The sequence below is a fragment of the Ancalomicrobiaceae bacterium S20 genome, assembly GCA_040269895.1.
Lineage (GTDB): Bacteria > Pseudomonadota > Alphaproteobacteria > Rhizobiales > Ancalomicrobiaceae > Methyloraptor > Methyloraptor flagellatus.
The window spans coordinates 2996205-3022511 of sequence record CP158568.1 but is presented as its reverse complement, the minus strand read 5'-3'; the positions used below and the strand labels follow the sequence as shown (position 1 = coordinate 3022511).

Sequence of the window (26307 nt, the reverse complement as noted above, 5' to 3'; positions counted from 1 at the left end):
GCCCGGCGTGGCGCAGCGATCCGGCGATCACCTCCAGCGCCGCGCCGCGGCCGCCCGTTGTTTGAAAAAGGCCCTTCCATGTCAGACGTCCTCGACCAGTCCGCGCTCGAAGCCAACGCCCAGCGTCTCGTCGAGGCGGCGAAGCGCGCGGGCGCCGATGCGGCGGATGCCGTGGCGGTGCGCGGCATCGCGCTGTCGGTGACGGTGCGCCTCGGCAAGGTCGAGGAGAGCGAGCGCTCGGAGGGCGACGACTTCGGCCTGCGCGTCTTCGTCGGCCGCCGCCATGCGACGGTCTCCGCCAATGCCTTCTCCGATCCCGATGCGCTGGCGCAGCGCGCCGTCGCCATGGCGCGGGTCTCGCCCGAGGACCGTTACGCCGGCCTCGCCGACGAGCGCCTGCTGGCGACCGCCTTCCCGGATCTCGACCTGCTCGATCCCTCGACCCCCGATGCGGCGACGCTGACCGCGCGGGCGCTGGCGGCCGAAGATGCCGCGCGCGCGGTGCCCGGCGTCACCAATTCCGGCGGCGCCTCGGCGTCCTGGTCGCTCGGTGGGCTCGTGCTGGTCACGTCCCACGGCTTCCGCGGCGCTTATCTCGGCTCGCGTCATTCGCTGTCGACGACGGCCGTCGCCGGCGAGGGCACCGGCATGCAGCGTGATTGGGAGGCCTCGTCGAAGATCTACGGCGCCGACCTTCTCGATCCGGAGACGATCGGCCGCAACGCCGGCCACCGTGCGGTCGCGCGTCTGGCGCCGCGCCAGATGCCGACCACGACCGTCCCGGTCGTCTGGGAACCGCGCGCGGCCACGAGCCTCGTCGGCCATCTCCTGTCGGCGGTCAATGGATCCTCGATCGCGCGCAAGACTTCCTTCCTGCGCCACGACCTCGGCAAGCCGGTGTTCGCGCCGGGTGTTTCGATCGTCGACGATCCGTTCCGCCCGCGCGGCCTCGGCTCGCGCCCGTTCGACGGCGAGGGCATTGTCGGCGACCCGATCGAGCTCGTCTCCGACGGCGTGCTGACCTCCTGGCTGCTCGACAGCGCCACCGCGCGCGAGCTCGACCTCACCACCAACGGCCGCGCCAGCCGCGGCACGGGGTCGCCCCACCCCGGATCGACCAACGTGACGCTTCGCGCGGGCCGCGTTTCGCGCGATGATATGATCCGTTCCATTCGCAGCGGACTTTATGTCACCGACATGATCGGCTCGGGTGTGAACGGCGTCACGGGCGATTACAGCCGCGGCGCGTCCGGCTTCTGGATCGAGAACGGCGAATTGACCCACGCGGTCAGCGAAATCACGGTCGCCGGCAATTTGAAGGACATGTATCGACGGCTCGTGCCCGCCGACGATCTCGAATACCGCTTCGGGATCAACGCGCCGACCGTCATGATCGAGGGGATGACGCTTGCCGGACGCTGATCTTTCCGGAAAACGCGCGGAGACGCTGCTGCCCGAGGCGCTGCTGCCCGAGCCGGCGGAGGATGCCCGCCTGCTCGCCGAGGCCGCACGCGCGGCCGGCCGGCTGGCGCTCGCCTATTTCGGCCGCGATCCGGAAGTCTGGACCAAGGAAGGCAACTCGCCGGTCTCCGAGGCCGACATCGCGGCCGACAATTTCCTGCGCGAGCATCTGATGGCCGCGCGTCCCGATTACGGCTGGCTCTCGGAGGAGAGCGCCGACACGCCGGATCGCCTGCAGCGCCGGCGCGTCTTCGTCGTCGATCCGATCGACGGCACCCGCGCCTTCATCGCCGGCGACAAGGAATGGGCCGTCTCGGCCGCGGTCGTCGAGGACGGCCGGCCGATCGCGGCGGCGCTCTATCAGCCCGTGACCGACGACCTGTGGGTGTCCGCGCTCGGCCTCGGCGCCCGCCGCGGCAACGTCGGCCTGGAGGCCACCGCGCGCGAAAGCCTCGACGGCGCCCGCGTCACCGGCCCGCGCCGCTACCTGAAACATCCCGAGATGCATCGCCATGGCCTGGAGCCGCGGCCCTTCGTGCCGTCGCTGGCGCTGAGGCTCGCCTATGTCGCCGATGGCCGACTCGATGTCGCCTTCGGCTCGAGCTTCGCCAACGACTGGGATCTCGCCGCCGCCGACCTGCTGGTGCACGAGGCGGGCGGCACGCTGACCACGCTTCGAGGGCCAGCCGGTGCGCTACAACGCCGTGGTGCCGCGGCATCCGCCGCTGGTCGCCGCCGTGCCGGGCCTGGTCGACACCGCGACCGAGCTTCTGGCGCGCGTCGCCGAGACCGATCACACCCTGACGGCGAGCTGATCCGCTCGTTCGCAAAACGCCCGGTTGGTCCGTTTCGTGAATGAACGCCCGCCGCTTCATGATCTGCGCACGGTCGTGGCTGGACCTTGACGGTCTGCTGCCATAATCGTGTCGCGCCCCCGACCCGCATCGAACGCAAGAGCCGGATATCCATGACCGACAAGCAGCTTCTGCACCTCGTCTTCGGCGGTGAACTCGTCGACCTGCACGGCGTCGAGTTCCGCGACCTCGACAAGCTCGACCTCGTCGGCATCTATCCGAACTATGCGAGCGCCCATGCCGCCTGGAAGGGCAAGGCGCAGGCGACGGTCGACAACGCGCACATGCGCTATTTCATCGTCCACTTGCATCGGCTGCTCGATCCGGATCACCCGTCGAAGAGCTGAGTGGTTGGAACTTCTCCAGAATGGTCGCGGATGTGGTGACGTCCGCGGCGTTCGGCGCTAAAACGCGCCGACGCCGGGGCCGGGACCACAGGACTGCATGACCGATTCCATCTCAGACGACCGCTCGCGCGGGGCGCGCGGGCGCGATACCGGCGCCTTTGCGCCGGCCGAACCGGCCGTGGGCGCGATCATGCGGCGGTTGATCCGCGGCTATGTCGCGCCGCGCTGGCGGTTGATCGCCGGCGCCGTCGTCGCGATGGCCGTCGTGGCCGGCACCACGGGCGCCCTGCCGTTCCTGATGCAGGCCGCCGCCGACCGGATCTTCAACGGCAAGGACGAGCAACTGCTCTGGCTGCTGCCGCCGCTGATCGTCGTGGTGATGGGCCTCCGCTCGGTCGCGGAGTACTTCGCCCGCATCGCGCAGGGCTATCTGTCGAACCGCGTCGTCGCCGACCTGCGCGGCGAACTCTACGAGCGCCTCGCCTTCGCCGATATCGGCTTCCTGCAATCGGCCCATTCCGGCCGTTTCGTCTCCATCGTGCAGAACGACGTGAGCGTGGTGAACCTCGCCGCCACCCAGTCGCTGACCGGCATGGTCCAGAACGGCCTTCAGGTGATCGGCCTGGTCGTCGCCATGTTCTGGATGGACCCGATCCTGGCGACCATCGTGACCGCCGCGCTGCCGGTCGGCACGGTCGCGCTCCGCAAGCAGAAGCGCAAGGCGCATCGCGCGGTCGACGACACGCTGAAAGGCGTCGGCCGTCTCGGCGCCATGATGGCCGAGACGCTGCAGGCGATCCGCGTGGTGAAGTCCTACAATCGCGAGGCCGAGGAGGCAGCGCGGGCCCGGCGCGAGATCGAGGCGACGCTCGCCCATATGATGACCACGGTGAAGAACCGCGCGGCGACCGGTCCGATCACCGAAGGCCTCGGCGGCATCGCCATCGCCGCCGCGATCTTCTACGGCGGCTGGCAGGGCATCCACGGATCGCTGACACTCGGCAGCTTCATGGGTTTCATGACCGCCGCGATGCTGCTCTACCAGCCGGTCAAGGCGCTCGCGAGCCTGCATAATCAATTGATCGAAGGCGCGACCGCCGCCGCGCGCGTCTTCGCCGTGCTCGATCACGAGCAGAAGATCACCGAGCTGCCCGGTGCCGTGCCGCTGAAGCCCGGCCTCGGCGCGATCCGCTTCGAAGCCGTGAGCTTCGCCTACGAGCCCGGCAAGCCGGTGCTGGACGACTTCTCGCTCGACATCCCCGCGGGATCGCGCGTCGCGCTGGTCGGACCTTCGGGCTCGGGCAAGTCGACGGTGATGAACCTGATCCTGCGCTTCTTCGATCCGGATGCCGGCCGCGTGCTGATCGACGGCCAGGACATCCGCGAGGCGACGATCGCCTCGACGCGCCGTGCCTCGGCGCTGCTGACCCAGGATCCGGTGCTGTTCGACGACACGGTCATCGGCAATATCCGCTACGGGTCCGAGGACGCGTCCGAGGCGGCGGTGATCGCGGCGGCCAAGGCGGCTGCGGCGCATGACTTCATCATGGCCCTGCCCAACGGCTATCAGACGCAGGTCGGCGAGGGCGGCGGGCTCCTCTCCGGCGGCCAGAAGCAGCGCATCGCCTTCGCCCGTGCCATGCTGCGCGGCGCGCCGATCCTGCTGCTCGACGAGCCGACCAGCGCCCTCGACGCCGAGAGCGAGGCCAAGATCCAGGAGGCGCTCGACACCTCGCTCGTCGGCCGCACGGTGATCGTGATCGCGCATCGGCTGTCGACCGTGAAGAAGGCCGACCTCATCGTCGTGCTCGACGCCGGCCGCATCGTCGAAATCGGCCGGCATCAGGATCTGGTCGACCGGGGCGGCGTCTACGCGCGGCTCTACGCCAGCCAGTTCGACGATGGCGATGCCGGCGCGGGCGCTGCAGCCACGGCGGAGGGCGTCTGATGGGGCTCCTGAAGCGCATCACGCGCTCGCGCGGCTTCCGCCGCTTCCTGGCCGAGATCGCCGCCGGCTACTACCGGCTCGTCCACGCGACCGGGCCGAAGATCGTCGAGCCCGCCGACGCCTACGACCGGCTGCGTCGTCTCGGCCCCGGCGTGGTGATCGCCATGTGGCACGGCGAGCATTTCATGATGCCCTTCGTGAACCGCGAGAACATGGACGTCACCGCCATGATCTCGCGTTCCGGCGACGGCGATTTCGCTGCGGTGCTGGCCGAGAAGCTCGGCATCTCGGCGATCCGCGCTTCGGGGGGCTCCAAGGGCGCGCGCGAGGACACCGCGCGGGCCGATCGCCACGATAATGGCAACACGCTCCGGCGCGGCGGCATCAAGGGCGCGCTCGCCGCGATCTCCGCGGTGCAGGAAGGCCGCTTCGTCGCCCTGACTGCCGACGTGCCGAAGGGCCGTCCGCGCGTCGCCAGCGACGGCATCATGCTGATCGCCAAGAAGTCCGGCCGTCCGATCGTGCCGGTCGCCATCGCGACCGGTCGCTATATCCGGCTGGAGAGCACCTGGGACAAGTCGGTCGTCAACCTGCCGTTCGGCCGGGTCGCGATCGTGTTCGGCGATCCGATCTCGGTCCCGGCCGATGCCGATTCCGCCGCCACCGAGGCGGCGCGCAAGGCGGTCGAGGATGGGCTCAATCGGGTTACGGCGCGTGCCTATGCCATCGCGGAGCGCCGCGATGGGTGATCGCACGGCGGAAGCCGCCCTGCGCCTTTGGCGCCGCCTCGGGTTCGTGCTCGCCCCCGCCGCCCGGCTGGTCCTCGGCGCGCGTCTCAGGCGCGGCAAGGAGGATGCCCGCCGCGGCTCCGAGCGGCTCGGCCGTTCGCCGCTCGCGCGTCCTGACGAGCCGATCGCCTGGGTCCACGCGGCGAGCGTCGGCGAGACCATGTCGGTGATCACGCTGGTCGAGCGGCTGATCGCGCGCGGCTTCGTCGTGGTCATGACCTCCGGCACGGTCGCCTCGGCCGAGATTGCCGCCGCACGCCTGCCGAACCGCGCGATCCATCAGTATGTGCCGGTCGATCTCGCGCCTTACGTCTCGCGCTTCCTCGACCATTGGCGGCCGTCGCTGGCGGTTTTCGTCGAGTCGGAGATCTGGCCGGTCACCGTGCTCGAACTCTGCGAGCGCGGCATCCCGCAGGTGCTGGTCAACGCGCGCATGTCGGAGCGCTCGGCCCGGCGCTGGGGCCACCTGCCGTCGTTCGCGCGATCGATCTTCGGCCGGCTCGCGCTGGTGCTGGCCCAATCGGAGGCCGACGCCGAGCGCCTGCGCGGCCTCGGCGCCCGGCCGGTGTTCACCGCCGGCAATCTGAAGTTCGACGGCCGGCTGCTGTCGGTCGACCGCGCCGAACTGGACACGCTCGCAGCCCAGATCGGCGACCGCCCGCGCTGGGTCGCCGCGAGCACCCATGCCCGCGAGGAGGCGGCGGCGGCGGACGCGCACTTGCGGCTCGCCGAGCGGTTCCCCGGTCTACTGACCATCGTCGCGCCGCGCCATCCCGGCCGGCGCGACGAGATCCTGACCGAATTCCGCGCCCGCGGCCTGCGCGTCGCGCTGCGTTCGGCCGGCGAGACGCCCGGGCCGGAGACCGACGTCTATCTCTGCGACACGATCGGCGAGATGGGCCTGGTGTTCCGGCTCGCGGCCGTCACCTTCCTCGGCGGTTCGCTGGCACCGATCGGCGGTCATAATCCGATCGAGCCCGGCCTCGTCGGCGTCGCCATCGTGCACGGTCCGAACGTCGGCAACGCGACCGAGATCTACGACGGGCTGCGCGAAGCCGACGCCTCCGTGATGGTGCAGGACCCGGCCGAACTCGCCGAGGCGATCGGACGCCTGCTCGCCGATCCGGTCGAGGCGGCGGCGATCGCCAACCGCGCCCATGCGGTGGTCGAACGCTCGGCCGGTGTGCTGGATCGGACCCTCGCCAGTCTCGATCCGCTGATCGTGCGCGCCTTGGCCGCCGATGCGGCATCGGTGGTCGCCCAGCCCGGCATTCTGCCCGGAGCAAGGTCAGGCGCAAGGTCAGGCGCAGGGCCGGGAGCCGGACCATGAGCCGCGCCCCCGCATTCTGGACCGAGCGCGGGGGATGGGCGGCATGGCTCCGGCCGGTCGCCGCGCTCTATGGCGCGGTCGCCGCCGCGCGGCTGCGGCGGGTGCCGGACTTTCGGGCTCCGGTGCCGACCGTCGTGGTCGGCAACCTGACCGCCGGCGGCGCCGGCAAGACGCCGACCGTGCGCGCGCTGGTCCGGATCGCGAAAGAGCTCGGCGCCCGCCCGGCCGTCGTTTCGCGCGGCTACGGCGGCCGGCTCGCCGGTCCGGTCGAGGTCGACCCGGCGTTGCACGGCGCTCACGAGGTCGGCGACGAGCCGCTGCTGCTTGCCCGCGATGCGCCGGTCTTCGTCGCCAAGGACCGCCCCGCCGGCGTCGCGGCCGCGGTCGCGGCCGGCACGGACCTCGCGCTGCTCGACGATGGGTTCCAGAGCAATCGCATCGGCACCGATCTCGCCGTGCTGGTGGTCGATCGTGCCTACGGGATCGGCAACGGCCTGACGCTGCCCGCCGGTCCGCTCCGGGCACCGCTCGCTGTCCAGCTCGACCGCGCCGGCCTGATCGTCGATCTCGACGGCGGCGACGGCGAGACCGACCGGTCCGCCGCGCTGCGCCGCATGGCGAGCGATCGGGGCCTCTCCGTCGTCTCGGCGCGCCTCGAGCCGCGCGCGCCGGAACAGGTCGCCGGGCGGCGCGTGCTGGCCTTCGCCGGCATCGGCCGACCGGAGAAATTCGCCGCCTCGCTCGCCCGCGCCGGCGCCGAGGTGGTGCACTTCCGCGCCTATGCCGATCACATGGCCATGCGCGACGCCGAAGCCGCCTCGATCCTCGCCCTGGCCGAGCGTGAAGGCTTGGCGATCGTCACGACCGAGAAGGACGCCGCGCGGCTCGCGCATGCCGCCGATGGCCCGCTCGCGCGCCTGAAGGCGGCGAGCGCGGTTTTCGCCGTCGATCTCGTATTTGCCGATGAGGCGCCGATAAGGTCGCGGCTCGCCGCGCTTGCCGAAAAAAGCCCGGATCAGAACCCGCGCAGCGCTTCCTGATGGCGCTTCAGCGACGAGGCGGCGTCGATATAGGCCTCCTGGCGCTCGACGCTCCAGTATTTGAGCTCGTCGACCGCGATCGGCAGACCGGTGACGGCGCAGCGCACGAAGGCGCCCGGCGAGAGGATCTGATAGTCGCCGTCGAGATAGCGGATGCGCGCCTCGCCACCGGAGCGCGGGTTTTCGTAGCGGTTCATCATGAGATGTCAGGTGTTCCCGTGTTATCCGGCCAATGTAGACCCCGGCGGCCGCTTGCGCCAGATCCGGGTTGCCCCCGCGCCGATCAGCCGCCGCGCTGCGACGTCGTCGCGGCGGGAGCGCCGATCCGGCCGACCACCCGATAGGCGTAGACCACGGCCAGCGCGCCGAAGACGACCGAGCCGAGCGCGAAGCCGCCCGCTGCACCGATCGCGCCGGCATGCGCCGCCCCGATCCAGACGAACGGCATGGTGCCGATCGTCGCACGGCCCCAGTTGAACACCGTCGACATCATCGGGAAGCCGAGATTGTTGAACGAGGCGTTGGCGACGAACAGCGCACCGACGAAGATGAAGCTGCCAGCCGAGATCCGGCAGAAGAACCGGACCAGTTCCGCGCCTTCACCGGTGACGCCGAACACGGCCGCGACATGGTCGGCGAGCAGGAACAGCCCGGCCCAGACCGCGATCGTATAGATCGTCGTGACGATCAGGCAGTCGGTCAGCGTGCGGCGGACCCGGTCGTAGAGCCGGGCGCCGAGGTTCTGGCCGAGGATCGGCCCGACCGCGCCGGAGAGCGCGAAGAGGCCGCCGAAGGCGAGCGGGATCAGCCGGTCGATCACCGCATAGCCGGCGACCGCGCTGTCGCCGAAGCGCGCGATCGCCGCGGTCACGACCGCATTGGCGACCGGCGTCGCCACATTGGTCAGGATCGCCGGGACCGCGATCGCCGACAGCGGCCTGGCGTCGGTGATGAGATCCGCTAGCCGCGGCCGGGCGACCAGCTTGTGGACCGTGACCGCGCCGTGCCAGCCGACCCAGAACAGCACCACCCGCGACAGGATCGTCGCGATCGCCGCGCCGGTGATGCCGAGACCGAAGCCGAAGATGAACAGCGGATCGAGCACCGCCGTGGTGAGCCCGCCGGCGAGCGTCACGTGCATGGCGCGGCGGGCGTCGCCGGCCGCGCGCAGCACGCCCGACAGCGCCATGCCGACCGCGAGCAGCGGCATCGCCGGCAGCACGATGCGCAGGAAGTCCATCGCGATGCCGTGGGTGATGCCGGTCGCGCCGAGCAGCGTCAGCGCCTCACCGAGCAACGGCCACAGCAAGAGCGTGATCACGCCGATGAAGCCGCCCATGTAGACGAGGCTCGAGGCCGCCAGCCGGCACGCGTCGTCGGGCCTGCCGGCGCCGAGCGCACGCGCGACCAGGGCGGTCCCGGCGATGGTGATGCCGATCGCGAAGGACAGCAGGAAGAACAGAATCGCGCCGGAATAGCCGATCGCGGCCGCCAGTTCCTGCTGCCCGAGCTGGGCGATGTAGAACAGGTTCAGGAAATCGACCACGAAAATCGCGACGAGCCCGATCCAGCCGGTCGCCGACATGACGATGACATGGCGCATGACCGAGCCCGTCGTCAGCGGCGCGAGGCCGGCGGGGCCGTTTTTCGTCGGCGTCGACATGGGATCCGCTCCGGGGGGCATCGATCGGCCGGCGCACGCCTCGCGGCGGGCCGGCCTGAAAAGCGAAACGGCATCGACGAGGCGTCGATGCCGTTCGAACTCAAATACACCCGACTTTCGGTCGGTAGAAGGTCTGATCCAATCAGCCCTTCACGACCGCCGGCGCCGGAGCCGGGGCCTTCGCGCAACCAGCGACCGAGAGACCGGCGGCGGCGACGACGGCGACGAGAGCAATGCGAACGATCTTCATGTCGTAATCCCCCAAAAGGCTAGACGAATCAGACTCTATCACGATGCGGCCGCGTTTCCGCCATTCTCCGGCCTCGGGAGCTCGCAGGGCGCAGAAAACCTGTGCCGGAGCTGACATTGTTGCCCTCCGGCAACAGAAAACGTCTGCGATAACCCCGCCGCGCCGTTCTCCACAACGCGGGGTCTCGGTCACGGCATGGCTCAGTCGACGACCTTGGTCAGGTCCTCGCTCTCGCGGTTGAGCGCCTTGGGCGAGCGCTTCGGCTGGGTGAGCGGCTCCGGCGTCGGCGCCTTCGGCGTCGGCCGCTGCAGGATCGGCGTGCCGGCCATGATGCCCTCGGCCTGCTGCAGCGTGAGCCGGGTCATGTCGCGGCGCCGGACGTCGTCCTCGATCTCCGCGGTACGCTCCGGCGACAGGCCGAGCTCCTCGAGCGAGGCGCGGCCGAAGGCGATGGCGGATTCGTAGGTCTCGCGGATCTGGTAGTCGACGTTGCGGCCGAGCAATTCCAGCGTGTGCCGGCGGTCGAACGAGCGCGCGTAGACCTTGGCGAGCGGGAACTCGCTCTTGATCAGGTCGACGACGCGGTTTGTCGTGTCGCTCTTGTCGGTGGTGATCGCTATCAGCTTGGCGTTCTCCGCGCCGGCGGCGCGCAGCACGTCGAGCCGCGTGCCGTCGCCGTAATAGACCTTGAAGCCGAACCGGCCTGCGGCGCGGATCATCTCCGGGTCGTTGTCGATCGCGGTGACGTCGATGCCCTCGGCGTTGAGAAGCTGCGACACGACCTGACCGAAACGGCCGAAGCCGATCATCAGCACGGAGCCCTGCGCCTCGGTGAAATCCTCCTGGATCTCCTCTTCGGCCTGTCGCTTCATCAGCCGCGGCGCCAGCGCGACCAGGAGCGGCGTCACCGCCATCGACAGCGTCACGACGGCGACGAGCAGCGAGGCGTCGGTGTCCTTGATGATGTCGGCCGCGACGCCGTTGGCGTAGAGCACGAAGCCGAATTCGCCGCCCTGCGCGAGCAGGAGCGCGACCCGGATCGCGTCGTCGTGGTCGTTGCGGGTGGCGCGCATCAGCGCATAGGTCACGGCGACCTTGATGCCGACGACGGCGATGACGCCCGCGAGCACGCGCGCCCATTGGTCGACGATGACGTTGGGATCGACCGTCATGCCGACCGACATGAAGAACAGGCCCATCAGCAGGCCGCGGAACGGCTCGATGTCGGCCTCGAGCTGGTGGCGGAAGTTCGATTCCGCCAGCAGCACGCCGGCGAGGAACGCGCCGGTCGCCATCGACAGCCCGGCCAGCGCGACGAGGCTCGCCGCGCCGATCACCACGAACAGCGCCGCTGCCGTCATGATCTCGCGCGCGCCGGCCGAGGCGAGCACGCGGAACAGCGGATTGAGCAGATAGCGGCCGGCCACGACGATGCCGCCGACCGCGACCACCATTTCGGCGATCGCGAGCAGGATGCCGTCGCCGCCGGGCTTTTCGACAGGGGAGAGCAGGGTGACGAGCGCGAGCAGCGGCACGATGGCGAGGTCCTGCATGAGCAGGATGCCGAAGGCCTTCTCGCCGTAGTCGGTGCGCACCTCGCCCTTTTCCTCGAGCGTCTGCATGGCGAGCGCGGTCGAGGACAGGGCCATGCCGAAGGCGACGATCAGCGCGCCGCGCCAGGGCGCGTTGAAGCCGAACACGCCGACCAGCGTGCCGAGCGCCGCGGTCGCCAGGATCTGCGCGCCGCCGAGGCCGAAGATCACATGGCGCAGCGACCACAGCCGCGACGGCTTCAGCTCGAGCCCGATCAGGAACAGGAACATCACGATGCCGAGCTCGGCGACATGCATGATCTCGCCGCCGAAGCCGAACAGCTTGAGCGCCGAAGGCCCGATCGCGATACCCGCCGCCAGATAGCCGAGGATCGACCCGAGCCCGAGCCGCCGGAACACCGGCACCATGATCACCGCCGCTCCGATCAGGATCAGCGGCTGCAGGAAGGCGACGGCAGGCGAAGCGGCGTCGACGGCCATGGGGCGGGCTCCCTCGAAACATGGCTGGGCGTCGCGAGCCCGGCGAACGGGCTGCGACCAAACAAAACCGGACCGCAGTCGCTCACGCAAAGGCATGCGCAAAGCGTCGGGACGGGTGCATCGAAATGGTGACGGATCCGGCGGGCCGGGGAAAGCGGCGCGATGGCGCGGGGCCACCGACAGTCGCCAGATGTTATGTGAAAGCGGCGTGGTCAAGGCAACGCAGCGAAGATTTCAGCGCCTCGGCAGAAATGACACGGAGGAGGGCGCGACCGACGTTAAGCGACCCGGAGCGCTGAAAAGACCGAGCGCGCGGACGGTGCCGTCCGCGCGCTCGCGATCATTCGATTGCAGAACCTCCGAAGGCTATTCGGCCGCCTGCCGGATGGTAGATTCCGCGGGCTTGTCGCCTTCGTGCGCGTCGTTCTTGGCCTGGGCCGGTGCGGGCGAGGGCGCGCTGACGGCGATCGGCGCAATGTCGTTTGCCGGCGCGCTCTGTGGCGCGGTCGGGGTGAGCGCCCGTGCCGGTGCGTGCGAGAGCGGCGGCCGCGGCTCCTGTTGCGAGGGTGCCGCGACGGACGCGACCACCACCTCGGCCGCCGGTGCGTCGGCGACGATCTGGTCGCTGTGCGCCGGGGCGTGCGACTGATCGTCCTCCTCCTCGGCCATCTCCGAGGACACGAAGCGGTCGAGCAGCAGATAGACCACCGGCGTCATGTAGAGCGTCAGGATCTGGCTGACGATCAGGCCGCCGACGACCGCCACGCCGAGCGGCTGGCGCAGTTCGGCACCGGCGCCGACGCCGAGCGCGATCGGCAACGTGCCGAGGATCGCGGCGAAGGTGGTCATCATGATCGGCCGGAAGCGCAGGAGGCACGCCTCCTCGACCGCCTCGCGCGCCCCGAGACCTGCGTGCCGGCGCTCGACCGCGAAGTCGACGATCATGATCGCGTTCTTCTTCACGATGCCGATCAGCATGATCACGCCGATCATCGCGATGACCGACAGGTCCATCGAGAAGCCCTGCAGGGTCAGGAGCGCGCCGATGCCGGCGGCCGGCAGGCCCGACAGGATCGTGATCGGATGGATGAAGCTCTCGTAGAGAATGCCGAGCACGATGTAGATGACCAGCACCGCGGCGAACACGAGCAGTCCCTGACCGGCGACCGCATCCTGATAGAACTGCGCCGTGCCGGAGAAGCTGGTGATCACCGTCTGCGGCAGCTTCATATCCTGCTCGATCTTCTTGATCGCATCCACCGCGGTCGACAGCGAGTTGCCGGGCGCGAGGTTGAACGAGATCGTCACGGCCGGCAGCTGGCCCTTGTGGGTGACCAGCGTCGGCGCCGCGCGCTCGGTCACGGTCGCGACCGCGTCGAGCGGCACGATCTGGCCGGACGGCGTCTTGATCGAGAGCTTGCGCAGCTGGTCCGGGCCGGTCGTGTAGTGGTTCGCCGCCTCCAGGATCACCTGATAGCTGGCGGTGTCGGTGAAGATGGTCGACACCTGCCGGCTGCCGTAGGCCGAGTAGAGCTGGCTGCGCACCTTGTCGACGGTCAGGCCGAGCTTGGAGGCCTTGTCGCGGTCGATGTCGACCATGGCCTGACGGCCGCGGATCTGCAGATCCGAGTTGACGTCGACGACGCCGCCGATCTGCCGGATCGCGCTCTCCATCTTCGGACCGATCGCGACCAGCTCGTCGAAGTCCGAGGACTGCAGCGTGTACTGCCAGAGCGCGCGCGACGAGGTCGCGCCGAGATTGATGTTCTGGATCGACTGGAAGAACGTGTTGATGCCCGGCACCTGCGCGGTGGTCTTGCGCAGCCGTGCGATGATCTGGTCGGCCGAGGCGCGGCCTTCCGACTTGGGCTTCAGCGTGATGTAGAACCGGCCGGTCGACTGGTTGGCGCCGACCGAGCCGCCGCCGATCGTCGACATGACGCTCACCACGTCCGGGTCCTGGCGGATGATGTCGGCGACCTTGTTCTGCCGCTCGACCATGGCCGGGAAGGCGACGTCGTCGGGCCCTTGCGTCAGCGCGGTGATCTGGCCGGTGTCCTCGAGCGGGAAGAAGCCCTTCGGGATCGAGCCGTAGAGATTGACGGTCCACCAGATCGTGCCGATCAGCACGGCCACCATCAGCCACTTGAGCTTCAGGACGCCGCGCAGCGACCATTTGTAGAGGAAGGTCAGGCCGGCGAAGAACACGTCGAAGGCGCGGATCACGATGTTCGGCCGCGCGTGCAGATGCTTCTCCGAGATGATGCGGCCGGCGAGCATCGGCGTCAGCGTCAGCGCGACGAGGCCGGAGATCATGATCGCCATGGTGATCGTGACGCCGAACTCGAAGAACATGCGACCGACGACACCGCCCATGAACAGGACCGGAATGAACACCGCGCAGAGCGAGATGGTCATCGACATGATGGTGAAGCCGACTTCCGCCGCGCCCTCGTAGGCCGCCTGCATCGGTCGTTTGCCCATCTCGACGTGGCGCATGATGTTCTCGAGCATCACGATCGCGTCGTCGACGACGAAGCCGACCGCCAGCGTCATCGCGAGCAGCGAGATGTTGTCGATCGAGAAGCCGAACAGATACATGCCGCCGAAGGTGCCGATCAGCGACACCGGCAGCGCCAGGGCCGGAATGATCGTGGCGCGCGCCGACTTCAGGAACAGGTAGATGACGCCGATCACGAGCAGGATCGCGATGCCGAGCGTCTCCTGCACGTCATTGATCGAGTCGCGGATCGAGATCGAACGGTCGTTCATGATCTCGACCTGCATCGCCGGCGGCATGTCGGCGGTGATCTGCGGCAAGACCTTGCGGATGCTGTCGACGACCGCGACCGTGTTGGCGTCCGGCTGGCGCTGGATCGCCAGGATGATGGCACGGGTGCCGTTCAGCCAGCTCGCGACCTTGTCGTTCTCGACGCTGTCGATCGCGTGGGCGACGTCGGAGATGCGCACCGGCGCGCCGTTCTGATAGGCGACCACCACCGGCGCGTAGCCGGCGGCCTTCTGGATCGGCCCGGTGGCGTCGAGCGTGACGCTGCGGTTCTGGCTGTTGAGCGAGCCGACCGGCGAATTGGAATTCGCCGCCACGATCGCGCTCTGCAGATCGGCGACGGTCAGGCCGCGCGCCGACAGCGCGTCGAGATCGGCCCGGATGCGCACCGCGTATTTCTGCGCGCCATAGACCGACACCTGCGCGACGCCGGGGAGCGTCGACAGGCGCTGGGCGATGTTGTTCTCGGCGTAGTCGTCGACGTCGGAGAGCCTGAGCACGTCCGACTTCAGCGCCACGAACAGGATCGGCTGGTCGGCCGGATTGACCTTCCTGAAGCTCGGCGGCGCCGGCAGTTCGGGCGGCAGCTGGCGCTGGGCCGCGCCGATCGCCGCCTGCACGTCGAGCGCCGCGCCGTCGATCGAGCGGCCGAGATCGAACTGCAGCGTGATGGTGCTCGATCCGGAGGTCGACACCGACGCCATCTGCGACAGGCCGGCGATGCCGGAGAACTGCCGCTCCAGCACCGAGGCGACCGAACTCGCCATCGTCTGTGGACTGGCGCCCGGCAGGCTCGCGCTGACCGACATGGTCGGGTAGTCGACGCGCGGCACGGCGGCGACGGGAAGCTGCCGGTAGCCGAACAGGCCGGCCGCGAGGAAGGCGACCATCACCAGGATGGTCGCGACCGGGCGCTTGATGAATGGCGCGGAAATCGACATGCGGTCGCTCGTTTCCTGCTCGCTTTGAGGTCGGATCAGCTCTTCGGCGCGGCGGTGTCGGCCGCCGGCGGGTTCGAGGCGGCCGGAGCAATTTTCGCGCCCGGGAACAGCCGGAGCTGGCCCTCGGTCACGACCGTCTCGCCGCCGGTGAGGCCGCTCGATACGACGCTCTGGCGATCGACGGTGCGCGCGACGCGGATCTGCCGCGTCTCGACCGTCTGGTCCGGCTTGACCACGTAGACGAAGGCGCCGGCCTGACCCATCTGCACCGCCTGATCCGGCACGACGAGCGCATCGGGCTCGACCGACAGGATCACGCGCACCTGCACGAATTCGCCCGGCAGCAGCCGCTCCTCGGTGCCGCCGACGGTCGCCTTGGCGGTCAGCGTGCCGGAGGTCGTGTCGAGCGTGTTCTCGGTGAAGGTCACGGTGCCGTCGAGCGTCTTGCCGCGCGTGCCGCCGAGCGTCACGCGCACCTTGACCGGCCCCTCGCGCATGGCGTCGACCAGCGTCGGCACCACCGCCTGCGGCGCGGCGAAGGAGACATAGACCGGATCGAGCTGGTTGACGGTGGCGAGCAGGGCCGAGTCGGCTGAACGGATCGCCGAGCCGGCCTTCAGCGGCAGCGAGCCGACGCGGCCGTCGATCGGGCTCTTGATCGTGTAGTAGGTGAGCTGGACCTCGAGGTTCTCGACCGCCGCGCGGCTGGCGGCGATCACCGCCTGCTGGGTCGCGACCTGGGTGCGCGACGTTTCGGCCGTCTGCTGCGAGCCGGCATTGGTGCGGGCGAGCGTCTCGGCGCGGTTGAGATCGTTCTTGTATTGCTGGAGCTGGGCTTCGTCGCGGGCGAGCGTGGCGCGCGCCTGGGCGAGCTGCGCCTGCAGCGCGCGGGCGTCGAGCGTGAACAGCACGTCGCCCTGTTTGACGTGATCGCCTTCCTTGACCTGCACGCTGTCGATCTGGCTGTCGACGCGCGACTTGATCGGGATCGACGCGATCGCCTGCACGGTACCGACCACGTCGAGCACGACGGGGGTCGCCTTCTTCTCGACCTTGGTCGTGGTGACCGGAACTGGCGGCGTCTCGCGACGGGGCGTGGCGGCGGGAGCCGTGGCCGGCGTCGCGCCTGCGGAAGCCGCGGCGGTCTTGGCGGCGGGCACCTTCGCATCCGGCGCCGCGGCGCCCTTGTCGCCGGCCGGCTTCGGCGCGCTCGGCAGATAGGCGGCGACGGCCGGCAGGTGCTTCTCCAGGAAGGCGGCGGCGGACTGCGCGATCGGATCGACGGTCGGTCCGACCGCCTCGATGCCGGCGCGAACCGGGCGGACGGCACTTTCGGGCAGCACGGCGGCCATCTTGTCGACGACGACGTCGCGACCGAGCCAACCCCACAGAAGAGCGGAGGCAATGATAACGAGCAGGATAATCGTCTTAAGTATTCTCATCGTGTCGACACAACCCGTTCTCATGGCCTCGCGGTCGCGACCCATGGCGCCTCGACCTGAGCTTACCGCGATTTTCGTGAAATGACGCCTTGCAGGCAAGCCATACGACGCCATTGTCGTTCAATAACAATTGCCTCGATATGACGTTGCGATCACGTTTACGTAAGTCGATCGTCAGCAAATTGTTAGCTTGAGCTGAGCCGCAAGCACGCGAGTCGGTGTTCCGAAGCGCGGGAATGCCACGCCGACATCGACGGAAATGCCAAGAATGTCGGTGAGAAACGGAGAAGATCGACCCGTGCGAAGCTTCGAACCGGTCGCGCCGAGCACGACCGTCAGCGGGCTCACGACTTGATGATCTTCGGCGCGGCCGCGATCATCAGGATCGCGGCCGGCATGATCAGTCCATGATGCGAGCCTGATCGCCGCACGCCGGCCGCCGCGCACCCACCTGGAACCCTGCGCGTGGGCGGGGGCGTCGTGCGGGAGATCCGCGCGCCGCGCCCGGCGCGCCCGCGCTCAGCGCGCCTCGGTGCCGCCGATCGTCACCGCGTCGATCCGGAGCGTCGGCTGGCCGACGCCGACGGGAACGCCCTGGCCCTGCTTGCCGCAGGTGCCGACGCCGAGATCGAGTTCGAGGTCGTTGCCGATCATCTTCACCCGCGTCAGCGCATCCGCGCCGTTGCCGATCAGCATCGCGCCCTTGAGCGGCGCGCCGACCTTGCCGTTCTGCACGCGGTAGGCCTCGGTGCATTCGAACACGAACTTGCCGGAGGTGATGTCGACCTGGCCGCCACCGAAGTGCACGGCGTAGATGCCGTCCTTGACCGAGGCGAGGATCTCGCCCGGATCGCTCTGACCCGCCAGCATGTAGGTGTTGGTCATGCGCGGCATCGGTATGTGCGCGAAGGACTGGCGCCGCCCGTTGCCGGTCGGCTTCATGCCCATCAGGCGGGCGTTCTGGCGGTCCTGCATGTAGCCGACCAGGATGCCGTCCTCGATCAGCGTCGTGCAGTTCGACGGCGTGCCCTCGTCGTCGATCGAGATCGAGCCGCGCTTCGCGGCGATCGTGCCGTCATCGACGATGGTGACGCCGGGTGCTGCGACCCGCTGGCCGAGCAGGCCGGCGAAGGCGGAGGTCTTCTTGCGATTGAAGTCGCCCTCGAGCCCGTGGCCGACCGCCTCGTGCAGCAGCACGCCCGGCCAGCCCGGGCCGAGCACGACGTCGAAGGTGCCGGCCGGGGCGGGCACCGCTTCGAGATTGACCGCCGCCTGCCGGATCGCCTCGTCGACGCCGTGGCGCCACATGTCCGGCGTCACGAAACGCTCGAAGCCCTCGCGACCGCCAATGCCGTAGCTGCCGGTCTCCTGCCGGTCGCCGTGGCCGGCGACCACCGAGACGTTGAAGCGCACCAGCGGCCGGACGTCCCGCACCCGGTGGCCGTCCGCGCGCAGGATCTCGACCACCTGCCAGGTGCCGGCGAGCGACACCGTGACCTGCCGGACGCGCTCGTCGCGGCGGGCATAGGCGTCGATCTCCGCGAGCAGCTTGGCCTTGTCCTCGAACGACGGCAGGCCGAGCGGGTTCTCCTCGCCGTAGAGCTTGACGTTGGTGCGCGCCGGCGCGGCGGCATAGGTGCCAGAATGGCCGGCGGTGACCGCGCGCACGGCATCCGAGGCGCGCCGCAGCGCGCTTTCCGAGATCTCGCCCGCATGCGCGTAGCCGGCCGCCTCGCCGGCGACCGCGCGCAGGCCAAAACCCTGTGTCGTGTCGAACGAGCCGGACTTCAGCCGGCCGTTGTCGAACACGAGCCCTTCGGACTGGCGATATTCAAGAAAGAGCTCGCCGTCGTCGGCGCCTGCCGTCGCCTCGGCCGTGATGCGGCGGGCGGTTTCGAGGTCGAGGCCGGTGGCGGCGAAAAGGTCGGCGGCGGGAGAGGTCATCGGTTCGTCCTGATGGGCGCGGAGGGCGCCGGAGCGGCGGCCGCGCGAGGAGAGGGAGCGGGAAAGGCGGCTCCTCTCAACATGGGGATCGTCGCGCAGGTTCGCACCCGCGCCGGCCCCGATCAACCGTCGAGTTCTCGAGTTCCCGATCGTGCGTTCACGAACCTGCCGGTTCCGCCCCGCGGCGTTCTCAGCCGCCGAGCTTGCCGACGAGCACCGGCGCGGCCGCGACCAGCAGCGCGATGCCGGTCAGGAACAGGAGCCCGAGCACCACGCGGCGGAACGCCATCTCGCTGATCCGGGCGTAGAGCCGGAGCCCGATCAGCGTCGGCACCAGCATGGCCGGCAGCACGATCGGAAACATCGATGCCGACGTCCAGGTGATCCGGCCGGCGACGAGATAGAGCGTCAGTGTGGTGGCGTGCATGGTCAGGTTGAAGGCCTGCAGTACCGAGCGCTGTGTGACCTTGTCCCAGCCGTTGAGCGTGCACCAGAGCGTCGGCAAAACGCCGGTGATGCCGCCGATGCCGCCGAGCACGCCGCCGAGGAAGCCGACCGCGCCGTCGCCCGCGGGTCCGGAGATCTTGAGATGCGGCAGCCGCGTCGAGAACAGCATCGCCGGACAATAGACGACCAGCAGAAGCCCGAGCCCGGCCTTGAACCAGGCCGGCTCGACGTGCGGCAGGATCGCGACGCCGATCGGCACGCCGAGAAGCCCGCCGACCACCAGGGGCGCCGCGCGGCGCGCGCTGAAGCCCTTGCGCGTCGCCGGGATCGCCAGGATCTGGCCGACCAGCGAACCGAACACCACGAGCGGCGACGAGAGCTGCGGCGGCAGCACCCATACCCAGATCGCGCTCGACACCATGGCGAAGGCGAAGCCCGAGAGCCCCTGCACGAAGCCGGCGGCGGCCGCGCCCAGGATGATCGCGATCGTGATCGGGTCGAGGAGCGGCGCCATCAGTAGAGCGTCTGCTTGTAGCGTTCGACCATCTCGGACTGCGTCTCGGTCTTTACCCCTTCGACGACGCCGATCTGGTCGCGCATCATTTCGCCCATGGACGGGAAGATCGATCGGTCGATCTGCGCGGCGGGATCCCAGAGCCGCGAGCGCATCAGCGCCTTGGCGCAATGGATGTAGACCTCGCGCACCGTGATCCGCAGCACCGTCTTCGGCAGCTTGCCGTCGACCGCGAAGCGCGCATTGAGCGCCGGGTCGGCCAGGATCTCGGCCGTGCCGTTGACGCGCAGCGTCTCGTCCATGCCGGGGATCAGGAACAGGAGCCCGATGCCGGGCCGCTCGATCAGGTTCTGCAGCGTGTCGAGACGGTTGTTGCCCGGCCGGTCGGGCAGGAGGAGCGTGCGGTCGTCTTCGACGGTGACGAAGCCCGGCGCATCGCCGCGCGGGGTTGCATCGCCGAGCCCGTCCCGGCCTGCGGTCGCGATCACGACGAAGGGGGCGAGCGAAATGATGTGCTTGGCGTGGGGATCGAGCCGGTCGAGCTGCTTGCGCCGCGAGCGCTCGCGGACAGTGCCGTAAAGCGCGCGCAGCGCCTCAAGATCCGTCACCCTGGTCATGCTTCCCCTCGTGTGCCTCTCGTCGGGCGAGGGGAGATTAGGCTGCCGCAGCGGGTGTGCACCAGCCGCGGCGCGCGCAGATCAGGGCAGCTTGTCGAAGCCTTCGCCGAAGCTCGCCAGGCTGATCGGGATGCCGATGCCTTCCTCCGGCGTCTGGAAGATCGAGAAGGTCGCCGTGGTGCCGGTGCGGAGCTGGCCCATCAGCGTGTCGTCGATCACCACTTCGGCGATGCAGCCGTTCGGCAGGCAGCGCACGAACGGCGTGCGGCCAATGTCGGCGGCGTCGATCTTCAGGCCGAGGCCCGACGGGATCAGCACGCCGAGCGGCGCCAGCACGCGCAGGATGCGCGTCTTCTTGTCTGACGTCTTCAACACGATCACCGACAGGCCGACGTTCGGCCGGTCCTCGGCTGTGACGTTCTGGATCAGCGCGCACTGCTCGGCGCGGGCGCCCGGCGGCGTGTTGCAGCGGATCTGCCAGTCGCCGTGCTGCGACTTGACCGGGCCGAGACCGGGCCGGTCGGCCTGGTTGACGACCGCCGCCGTGCCGGCTTGTCCGCCGCCTTGGGCGGCCGGACGCGGATCGGTCTGCGCGCTGTCCGCGCCCGACCCGGCCGGACGGCTGGGGCCGCCGAACATCATGAATGCGATCAGAGCGCCGATGATGACCACCACCAGGGCGATCAGCGCGACGACCAAGGCGCGCGTGCCGTTCAAATCTCAAACCTCCAGAGCCGCCGAGACAGGGTCCGCCCGACGGCGGGCTGCCGAAACAGCGAGGCGCCGGACCCACGCCGGCGCGCCGCAGCGCGGTCCCGGTCGCGCGAATCGGTCTCGGCGCGCGATCTTGACGTTGCCCCATGGCCGGCCGCGGCGCCAGAGGCGTGGACCCTGCGCGGCATCGGCCATGAACGGGTCCGAGGAGTTGCCTCCGATCATGGCGGATCAGCGACCAAATTGCCTCGCCCTGCAAAAATGCCGCACGAGATGGGTGGAGCACCCGTTGCGGCAACGCGCGGGCTGTGCTTTTGAATCCCTCGACTTTGATCTCGATCAAATCGAAGGACGCTTTTTGCCGCAGCGCAGCATTGCGTAAGGAAAAGCGCCTAGTAGAAGGGTGCGTCGAGTCCGGGCCGCGACCACAGAGCCGTGGACGGGCCCGATACGTTGGCCCGGATCCGGCCCGAGGGGCGGATCTCCGGGACGACGACGACGGAATAAAAACGACGAGCGCGCCGGCCGTGCCTCGCGGCCGCGGCGAGCAAGGGAGCCAAAAGCAGTGATCCCGACGAAGAAGCGTCCGATGGCGCGTGGACTGGCGGTCATGGCCGTCCTCGCGGTCGCCTTCATCTCGACCCTCGGCGTCGCCGGTGCGACGCAGCCGCAGCCGTGGCAGGTCTATTTGCAGCCGGCGAACACCGATGTGCACGAGCACATCCACTGGTTCGCCGACTTCACCATGTGGATCATGGCCGTGATCACGCTGTTCGTGCTCGGGCTGCTCATCTACGTGATGGTCAAGTTCAACGCCAAGGCGAACCCGACCCCGTCGAAGACGTCGCACAACACCCTGATCGAGGTGATCTGGACCGTCGCGCCGATCATGATCCTGGTCATGATCGCGATCCCGTCGTTCCGCCTGCTCTATGAAGAGATGGTGGTGCCGCCGGCCGACATGACCATCAAGGTCACCGGCTATCAGTGGTACTGGGGCTACGAGTACCCGGACCTCGTCGACGCCAAGCAGAAGCCGGTCTCCTTCGACAGCATCATGCTCGCCGACGAGGACCGCAAGGACCCGGCGAAGCAGCCGCGTCTGCTCTCGGTCGACAACAACCTGATCGTCCCGGTCGGCAAGATCGTGCGCGTGCAGGTCACCGGCGCCGACGTGATCCACTCCTGGGCGATGCCGTCCTTCGGCGTGAAGATGGACGCCAATCCGGGCCGCCTGAACGAGACCTGGTTCAAGGCCCGCAACGTCGGCATGTACTACGGCCAGTGCTCCGAGCTCTGCGGACGCGATCACGCCTTCATGCCGATCGCGATCCAGGTCGTCACCGACGAGCAGTACAAGGCGTGGTCCGAGGCGGCGAAGACCGACCTCAAGAACGCCGGCAAGGTGCTCGCCGAGATGGTCGAACGCGACGGCAAGAAGACCAACGTGGCCGCCAACTGACGGCCCCGACGAACCGCACATTCCATCCGGCGGCCGAGGCGCCCGTGACGTCCGACATGTGATGTCCGACACTCGGGATGCCCGCCGAGCCGAGACCCAAGGGAGCAGGACATGGCTCATTCCGCAGCCGCCGACGCGGCTCACCACGATCACCCGACCGGGTGGCGCCGCTACGTCTATTCGACGAACCACAAGGACATCGGTACGCTGTACCTGTTCTTCGCCATGTTCGCGGGCCTGATCGGTGCGTCGCTGTCGATCGGCATCCGCATGGAGCTGCAGCAGCCCGGCCTGCAGATCTTCTCGGATCCGCACCAGTTCAACGTGTTCACGACCGCACACGGCCTGATCATGATCTTCTTCATGGTCATGCCGGCGCTGATCGGCGGCTTCGCCAACTGGTTCGTGCCGATCATGATCGGCGCGCCGGACATGGCGTTCCCGCGCATGAACAACATCTCGTTCTGGCTGCTGCCGCCGGCCTTCATCCTGCTGCTCCTGTCGATGTTCGTCGAAGGCCCCCCGGGCGCCAACGGCGTCGGCGGCGGCTGGACGATCTATCCGCCGCTGTCGTCGACCGGCCAGCCCGGTCCGGCGATGGACTTCGCGATCCTGGCGCTGCACATCTCGGGCGCCTCGTCGATCCTCGGCGCGATCAACTTCATCACCACGATCTTCAACATGCGCGCGCCCGGCATGACGCTGCACAAGATGCCGCTGTTCGCCTGGTCCGTGTTGGTGACGGCGTTCCTGCTGCTCCTGTCGCTGCCCGTGCTCGCCGGCGGCATCACCATGCTGCTGACCGACCGCAACTTCGGCACCACCTTCTTCAAGCCGGAAGGCGGCGGTGACCCGATCCTGTTCCAGCACCTGTTCTGGTTCTTCGGCCACCCGGAAGTGTACATCCTGATCCTGCCGGGCTTCGGCATCGTCAGCCACATCGTGTCGACCTTCTCGCGCAAGCCCGTGTTCGGCTATCTCGGCATGGCCTACGCCATGGTCGCGATCGGCGTCGTCGGCTTCATCGTGTGGGCGCACCACATGTACACGGTCGGCCTGTCGGTCGACACGCAGGCCTACTTCGTGGCGGCCACCATGGTCATCGCGGTGCCGACCGGCGTGAAGATCTTCTCGTGGATCGCGACGATGTGGGGCGGCTCGATCGAGTTCCGCACGCCGATGCTGTTCGCGATCGGCTTCATCTTCCTGTTCACGCTCGGCGGCGTCACCGGCGTCCAGCTCTCCAACGCCGGTTTCGACCGCGTGCTGCACGACACCTATTTCGTGGTGGCCCACTTCCACTACGTGCTGTCGCTCGGCGCCGTGTTCGCGATCTTCGGCGGCTGGTACTACTGGTTCCCGAAGATGTTCGGCTACATGTACTCCGAGACGATCGGCAAGCTGCACTTCTGGACCATGTTCGTCGGCGTCAACATGGTGTTCTTCCCGCAGCACTTCCTCGGCCTCGCCGGCATGCCGCGCCGCTACGCGGACTATCCGGACGCCTTCGCGGGCTGGAACTTCGTGTCGTCGATCGGCTCGTACATCTCGTTCCTCGGCATGCTGATCTTCTTCGCGGGTGTGGTCTACGCCTTCGTCCGCAAGGAGAAGGCCCCGGCCAATCCGTGGGGCGAGGGGGCGACCACGCTCGAGTGGACCCTGTCGTCGCCGCCGCCGTTCCATCAGTTCGAGACGCTGCCCCGCATCAAGGGCGACCTCCACTGAGTGCATTTCGGGCGGCGCCTCGTCGGCGCCGCCCGGTCCACCCGCGGAGCGATCCGCGGTTCTTCGACCCCGCCGATCTCGAACGGCACCGCACGCCGCGGTGCCGCTCCGGATGGACGGGACCGGCCGGCGGGAGGGGCCGTCCGGGCGTGATGCAAGCACGAGCCGTCGTGAACGACGGCCGCTCGAGGTGAGGAATGACAGATCTGTCGAGTGCCGCTTCCGAGGTCGCTGCCGACCTGACGCGCGCGAGCGTGTCGAACGCGGAGCCCGCGGACTATATCGCGCTCCTCAAGCCGCGCGTGATGTCGCTCGTCGTCTTCACGGCGCTGGTCGGTCTGATGATCGCGCCGGCGGGCATCCATCCTGTCCTCGGCGCGGTCGCGATCCTCTGTATCGCGGTCGGTGCCGGCGCCTCCGGCGCTCTCAACATGTGGTACGACGCCGATATCGACCGGCTGATGTCGCGCACCAAGGGCCGCCCGATCCCGGCCGGCCGCGTGCGCCCCGAGGAGGCGCTCGCCTTCGGCCTGACCCTGTCGGCCGGCTCGGTCGCGATCCTCGGACTGGCGGTCAACTGGCTGTCGGCCGGCCTGCTCGCCTTCACCATCTTCTTCTACGTGGTCATCTACACCATGTGGCTGAAGCGGCGCACGCCGCAGAACATCGTGATCGGCGGCGCCGCCGGCGCCTTCCCGCCGATGATCGCCTGGGCGGCGGTGACGAATACGGTCAGCGTCGAGTCGATCGTGCTGTTCCTGATCATCTTCATGTGGACGCCGCCGCACTTCTGGGCGCTGGCGCTCCTGAAGTCCGACGACTATCAGCGTGCCGGTGTGCCGATGCTGCCCGTGGTCGCCGGCGAGACGGCCACGCGCAACCAGATCCTGCTCTATTCGGTGCTGATGACGCCGGTCTGCGTGGCGCCCTATGTGCTCGGCTTCGGCCATCTCGCCTATGGCGTGGTGTCGGCCGGCGGCGCCGCGGTGTTCCTCGCGCTCGCCTTCGAGGTCTGGCGCAAGCGCGACGGCCAGCCGGCGCGCAAGGCGGCCGCGCGGCTGTTCGGCTTCTCGATCCTCTATCTCTTCCTTCTCTACGCCGTCCTCCTGGGCGAGCGTCTCCTCAACCTGTGACGGGGCGGGCGGGGGCTCGACGATGAACGGTGATGTGATGACCGAAGACGAAGGTGTCCGACTGACCGAGACGGAGGCGAAGCGCCGCCGCAGTCGCAACGCGGCGATCGCCGTGGTGCTCGTCGGGCTCGTGGTGCTGTTCTATGCGATCACCATCGTCAAGATGGCGCCCAACCTCGCGCACGGGTGACGCCATGACCGACCGCACCACTCCGATCGCGACCGACGAGCCGACCGACGAGCAGACCTCCGCGGCGGCCATTACCGTGGCCGTGCCGCCGGACCCGAAGAAGCTGCGCAACGTCGCGCTGATCTGCACGGCGATGACCTTCAGCATGCTCGGCCTCGCCTTCGCGGCGGTGCCTTTCTACGACTGGTTCTGCCGGGCCACCGGCTACGACGGCACCACCAACGTCGCGACGTCGGCGCCGAACGTGGTCGGCGAGCGCGAGTTCGAGATCCGGTTCGACAGTAACGTCTTCGCCGGCCTGCCCTGGCGCTTCACGCCGGTCGAGAAGTCGGTCAACGTTCACGTCGGCGAGGTGAAGACGGTCGAATACGAGATCGAGAACCTGTCCGACAAGGAGCTCTCGGCGACCGCCGGCTATAATGTGACGCCGGGCCTCGCCGGCTACTACTTCACCAAGCTCGTGTGCTTCTGCTTCTCGGAGCAGACATTGAAGCCGCACGAGAAGATCCGGGTTCCGGTGACCTTCTTCGTCGATTCGTCGATCGACGAGGTCAAGGATCTGCGCGGCGCCAAGACGATCACGCTCTCCTACACTTTCTTCGCCGCCAAGACCCCGACCAAGCCGCTCGCGGCGGTCGACGGCACCAAGGCGCCCGACAAGCTCTGAGGCGCCTGC

The 26307-nt window shown here is 68.8% G+C and carries 22 protein-coding genes; 12 read left to right on the top strand and 10 right to left on the bottom strand.

Features of this window, described 5'->3' with window-relative positions:
• Window positions 1-78 precede the first annotated feature (78 nt).
• From ABS361_13780 to lpxK, 7 genes are all read left to right on the top strand, one after another.
• The gene (locus ABS361_13780) at window positions 79-1422 is read left to right on the top strand and encodes a metallopeptidase TldD-related protein (GenBank protein XBY43169.1); all 1344 of its coding nucleotides are present in this window, start codon (window positions 79-81) and stop codon (window positions 1420-1422) included.
• The gene (locus tag ABS361_13775) at window positions 1409-2320 is read left to right on the top strand and encodes a 3'(2'),5'-bisphosphate nucleotidase CysQ (GenBank protein ID XBY43168.1); all 912 of its coding nucleotides are present in this window, start codon (window positions 1409-1411) and stop codon (window positions 2318-2320) included. Before ABS361_13780 ends, ABS361_13775 begins: the two co-directional genes overlap by 14 nt.
• 108 nt (window positions 2321-2428) lie before the next feature.
• On the top strand, window positions 2429-2662 hold the full coding sequence (locus ABS361_13770; protein XBY43167.1) for a DUF4170 domain-containing protein: 234 nt from the start codon (window positions 2429-2431) through the stop codon (window positions 2660-2662).
• Window positions 2663-2759: 97 nt separating this feature from the next.
• Window positions 2760-4610, top strand: a complete 1851-nt coding sequence (locus ABS361_13765; GenBank protein ID XBY43166.1) for an ABC transporter transmembrane domain-containing protein — start codon at window positions 2760-2762, stop codon at window positions 4608-4610.
• The gene (locus ABS361_13760; protein XBY43165.1) at window positions 4610-5359 is read left to right on the top strand and encodes a lysophospholipid acyltransferase family protein; all 750 of its coding nucleotides are present in this window, start codon (window positions 4610-4612) and stop codon (window positions 5357-5359) included. The genes ABS361_13765 and ABS361_13760 overlap by 1 nt, the downstream gene beginning before the upstream one ends.
• Window positions 5352-6728: a 3-deoxy-D-manno-octulosonic acid transferase gene (locus tag ABS361_13755; protein ID XBY43164.1), complete on the top strand. Its 1377-nt coding sequence runs from the start codon at window positions 5352-5354 to the stop codon at window positions 6726-6728. Before ABS361_13760 ends, ABS361_13755 begins: the two co-directional genes overlap by 8 nt.
• Window positions 6725-7768 (top strand): tetraacyldisaccharide 4'-kinase, encoded by a 1044-nt coding sequence (gene lpxK / locus ABS361_13750; protein XBY43163.1) that lies wholly within the window; start codon window positions 6725-6727, stop codon window positions 7766-7768. The genes ABS361_13755 and lpxK overlap by 4 nt, the downstream gene beginning before the upstream one ends.
• On the opposite strand, the gene ABS361_13745 is transcribed toward lpxK, so the two are convergent.
• The 10 genes from ABS361_13745 to ABS361_13700 form a co-directional block, all read right to left on the bottom strand.
• The gene (locus ABS361_13745) at window positions 7744-7968 is read right to left on the bottom strand and encodes a DUF2093 domain-containing protein (protein ID XBY43162.1); all 225 of its coding nucleotides are present in this window, start codon (window positions 7966-7968) and stop codon (window positions 7744-7746) included. The two genes, lpxK and ABS361_13745, sit on opposite strands and share 25 nt — an antisense overlap.
• Before the next feature lie 83 nt (window positions 7969-8051).
• A complete protein-coding gene (locus ABS361_13740; GenBank protein ID XBY43161.1) occupies window positions 8052-9431 on the bottom strand; it encodes an MATE family efflux transporter in 1380 nt (459 codons plus the stop codon).
• Window positions 9432-9881: 450 nt separating this feature from the next.
• Window positions 9882-11714: a monovalent cation:proton antiporter-2 (CPA2) family protein gene (locus ABS361_13735; protein XBY43160.1), complete on the bottom strand. Its 1833-nt coding sequence runs from the start codon at window positions 11712-11714 to the stop codon at window positions 9882-9884.
• Window positions 11715-12080: 366 nt separating this feature from the next.
• Entirely contained in the window at window positions 12081-15443 is a 3363-nt protein-coding gene (locus tag ABS361_13730) for an efflux RND transporter permease subunit (GenBank protein XBY43159.1), read from the bottom strand.
• A 35-nt stretch (window positions 15444-15478) separates the two neighbouring features.
• Window positions 15479-16786, bottom strand: coding sequence for an efflux RND transporter periplasmic adaptor subunit (locus ABS361_13725; protein XBY43158.1), 1308 nt, complete (start codon window positions 16784-16786; stop codon window positions 15479-15481).
• A gap of 273 nt (window positions 16787-17059) precedes the next feature.
• The gene (locus ABS361_13720) at window positions 17060-17233 is read right to left on the bottom strand and encodes a hypothetical protein (protein ID XBY43157.1); all 174 of its coding nucleotides are present in this window, start codon (window positions 17231-17233) and stop codon (window positions 17060-17062) included.
• A 171-nt stretch (window positions 17234-17404) separates the two neighbouring features.
• Window positions 17405-18829: a metalloprotease TldD gene (gene tldD, locus ABS361_13715; GenBank protein ID XBY43156.1), complete on the bottom strand. Its 1425-nt coding sequence runs from the start codon at window positions 18827-18829 to the stop codon at window positions 17405-17407.
• Window positions 18830-19019: 190 nt separating this feature from the next.
• Window positions 19020-19790: a sulfite exporter TauE/SafE family protein gene (locus tag ABS361_13710; protein ID XBY43155.1), complete on the bottom strand. Its 771-nt coding sequence runs from the start codon at window positions 19788-19790 to the stop codon at window positions 19020-19022.
• Window positions 19790-20407, bottom strand: a complete 618-nt coding sequence (locus tag ABS361_13705) for a pyridoxamine 5'-phosphate oxidase family protein (protein ID XBY43154.1) — start codon at window positions 20405-20407, stop codon at window positions 19790-19792. The genes ABS361_13710 and ABS361_13705 overlap by 1 nt, the downstream gene beginning before the upstream one ends.
• Window positions 20408-20488: 81 nt before the next feature.
• The gene (locus ABS361_13700) at window positions 20489-21124 is read right to left on the bottom strand and encodes an invasion associated locus B family protein (protein ID XBY43153.1); all 636 of its coding nucleotides are present in this window, start codon (window positions 21122-21124) and stop codon (window positions 20489-20491) included.
• A 586-nt stretch (window positions 21125-21710) separates the two neighbouring features.
• Here ABS361_13700 and coxB point away from each other — a divergent pair.
• From coxB to ABS361_13675, 5 genes are all read left to right on the top strand, one after another.
• Window positions 21711-22583 carry a cytochrome c oxidase subunit II gene (coxB, locus tag ABS361_13695; GenBank protein XBY43152.1) on the top strand — a complete coding sequence of 291 codons (873 nt, stop codon included), beginning with the start codon at window positions 21711-21713 and terminating at the stop codon, window positions 22581-22583.
• Between the two features lie 111 nt (window positions 22584-22694).
• Window positions 22695-24308 carry a cytochrome c oxidase subunit I gene (gene ctaD / locus ABS361_13690; GenBank protein XBY43151.1) on the top strand — a complete coding sequence of 538 codons (1614 nt, stop codon included), beginning with the start codon at window positions 22695-22697 and terminating at the stop codon, window positions 24306-24308.
• 197 nt (window positions 24309-24505) lie between these two features.
• On the top strand, window positions 24506-25441 hold the full coding sequence (locus ABS361_13685; protein ID XBY43150.1) for a heme o synthase: 936 nt from the start codon (window positions 24506-24508) through the stop codon (window positions 25439-25441).
• A 37-nt stretch (window positions 25442-25478) separates the two neighbouring features.
• On the top strand, window positions 25479-25631 hold the full coding sequence (locus ABS361_13680; protein XBY43149.1) for a hypothetical protein: 153 nt from the start codon (window positions 25479-25481) through the stop codon (window positions 25629-25631).
• A 4-nt stretch (window positions 25632-25635) separates the two neighbouring features.
• On the top strand, window positions 25636-26298 hold the full coding sequence (locus ABS361_13675; protein ID XBY43148.1) for a cytochrome c oxidase assembly protein: 663 nt from the start codon (window positions 25636-25638) through the stop codon (window positions 26296-26298).
• The last annotated feature ends 9 nt before the right edge of the window (window positions 26299-26307 follow it).